The organism is Paenibacillus terrae, from assembly GCF_005217525.1.
GTDB classification, from domain to species: Bacteria; Bacillota; Bacilli; order Paenibacillales; family Paenibacillaceae; genus Paenibacillus; species Paenibacillus terrae_C.
The window spans coordinates 33756-36532 of sequence record NZ_PNXQ01000005.1 but is presented as its reverse complement, the minus strand read 5'-3'; the positions used below and the strand labels follow the sequence as shown (position 1 = coordinate 36532).

1 protein-coding gene is annotated in these 2777 nt (G+C 51.6%); it reads left to right on the top strand.

What is annotated here, in order from left to right; all coding sequences use genetic code 11:
- Positions 1-2: 2 nt before the first annotated feature.
- On the top strand, positions 3-2777 hold a 2775-nt coding region (locus C1I60_RS24685), incomplete at its 3' end, for an amino acid adenylation domain-containing protein (RefSeq protein ID WP_289306500.1).

Here is a 2777-nt window from a genome sequence, read left to right as displayed (position 1 = left end):
TTTTGGCGGATCGCTCTGCAGACATGATCGTGGGAATGTTAGCCATTTTGAAGGCTGGAGGCGCTTATTTACCGATCAATCCGACTTATCCGGCGGAACGTATTCGCTTTATGCTGGCCGATGGTCAGGTCAACATGCTGCTGACAGCATCTGCCGGAACTGGAGATGCCGTTCATCAGGCCATGGAACGGGTCGAGCAGGCCGGATATGAGGGCCGAATGCTGGACCTGGGGGACGAAAATGCATATGCTGCGGATGACTCTGACTTGCCGAGCGTATCAGAAGCCCATCATCTGGCTTATGTGATGTATACCTCAGGTTCGACCGGACAACCCAAAGGGGTCATGGTGGAGCAGCGAAGTGTCGTACGTTTGGTGAAAGAAACAAATGTTGTAGCATGGACACCTGCTGACCGTATTTTGCTAACAGGGGCGCTGGTTTTTGACGCCTGTACGTTTGAAATTTGGGGGGCCTTGCTGAACGGGCTGAGGCTGGTCATTGTACCCGAGATGGTTCTGTTGAGTGCAGAACTGCTGGGGGAAGCTATCCGAGAGCACCAAATTACGGTCATGTGGCTGACCGCGCCACTGTTCCATCAGTTGGCGCAGCAAGAGCCAGCACAGTTTGAGCCGCTGCGTTACCTCATTGTGGGAGGGGATGCGCTCGTGCCATCGGTCGTATCGGCGGTACGCCGCGCATGCCCGAATGTCACGCTGGTGAATGGTTATGGTCCGACGGAAAACACAACCTTTTCCTGCAGCTTTGAGATTGACCAGGACTATACCAACCAAATTCCAATTGGGCGACCGATCGCCAACTCGACCGCCTACATTATGGATCAAGAGGGGCGGCTCCTGCCAATAGGAATGGCGGGAGAAATCTGGGTCGGGGGAGCCGGTCTGGCCCGTGGTTATTTGAATCAGGAGGAATTAACGCGTGAGCGGTTTGTAGCGCATCCATGGGCAGCGGGTGAACGGTTATACCGGACGGGGGACCGGGGACGCTGGCGTCCAGACGGAACGATCAGCTATCTGGGACGGCTGGACCAGCAGGTGAAGATCCGTGGATACCGGATTGAACCGGGAGAGATCGAAGCGAAGCTGCAGAGCCTGCCCTTCGTCCAGCAAGCGGCTGTGGTTGTCCATGAAGCGGAGGATGGCGCGAAGCAATTGGCGGCGTACTATGTAGCTGAGCGCGAGATGACGGGCACGCGGATACGGGAAGCTCTATCGGAAGAGCTGCCAGCGTATATGATACCAGCCTATATGATTCCGCTGGAACGGTTACCGCTAACGCCTAATGGGAAAGTGGACCGTAAAGAATTGCCTGTGCCAACAGAGAGTATTCAAACCGGAGTGGAGTATACCGCGCCCGGAAACGAAGTGGAGCAGGTGTTGGCCACTGTCTGGCAAAAGGTGCTCGGTGTGCCGCAGATAGGAACAGGGGATAACTTTTTTGATTTGGGTGGCGATTCCATTAAGGCCATTCAGGTATCGTCCCGATTGATTCAGGCCGGCTACAAAATTGGAATGAAAGACCTGTTTAAATATCCGAGCATTGCTGCGCTCAGTCCTTATACAGAGCGGGTGACCAGAATACCCGAGCAAGGTGAAATTAGTGGAAAAGTGGAGTTGACACCGATACAACGATGGTTATTCACGCAAGAAACGGGAAATGAAGCACATTTTAACCAGTCGTTTTTCTTGCACAGGCCTTCGGGCTTTAAAGAAGAGGCATTGCGGCAGGTAATGGACAGCATAATTACGCACCACGATGCTTTACGTACCGTATATCGACGGACGGACAGCGGCTATGAAGCATGGAATCGTGGAATCAGTGAAGGGGAATTGTACGATCTGGAAGTCCTGGACTTCACAGCCTCCAATCCAGCTAAGATTATGGCAGAAATTGAGGAAGCCGCGAATCGAATTCAGCGCAGCATTGATCTGGAAAAAGGTCCGTTGGTAAAACTGGGACTGTTCCGTTGTCCCGACGGTGATCATCTGCTGATTGTCATTCATCATTTGGTGGTAGACGGCGTATCTTGGCGAATTTTACTGGAGGACTTGGCGAATGCCTTCGGGCAAGCAGAGTCGGGCAAGGATATCAAGCTGCCGTCAAAAACGGATGCCTATCAGGTATGGGCCAATCAACTGGTGCAGTATGCAAATAGTACGTCCATCGAGCAGGAGCTTCAATATTGGAGACGCGTAAAAGACTTTGAGACAGCTCCTTTACCTAGAGATTATGACGAGACGGGTCAAGGCACGATTGGAGACAGCGAATTACTGACACTGCGGTTTTCAAAGATGGAGACGGAGCAACTGCTGAAACAGACGAACCGTGCCTATCGTACTGAAATTAATGATCTGTTGCTTACTGCGCTGGGAACTGCAATCCATGGGTGGACAGGCAGTGAAAATATATTTGTAAATTTGGAAGGCCACGGTAGAGAGCATATGTTGCCGGATTGTGATATCAGCCGGACGGTAGGATGGTTCACGAGTCAATATCCTGTTCTTCTACACATTCCAACGGATGCAGACACGGGACTTCGCATTAAAACGGTCAAAGAAGCATTGCGTGAAATACCGCAAAAGGGAGTCGGATTCAGCTTGTTGCGTCATCTCTCCCATCATGGTGAAGAAATGGGTAAGCTGGTTGAACCTGAAATCTGTTTCAATTATCTAGGCCAGTTTGATCAGGATTTAAGCAACAGTGGAATGTCTATTTCACATTATTCCGGTGGCTCGGATGTCAGTCAGGGAGGGCGGAGA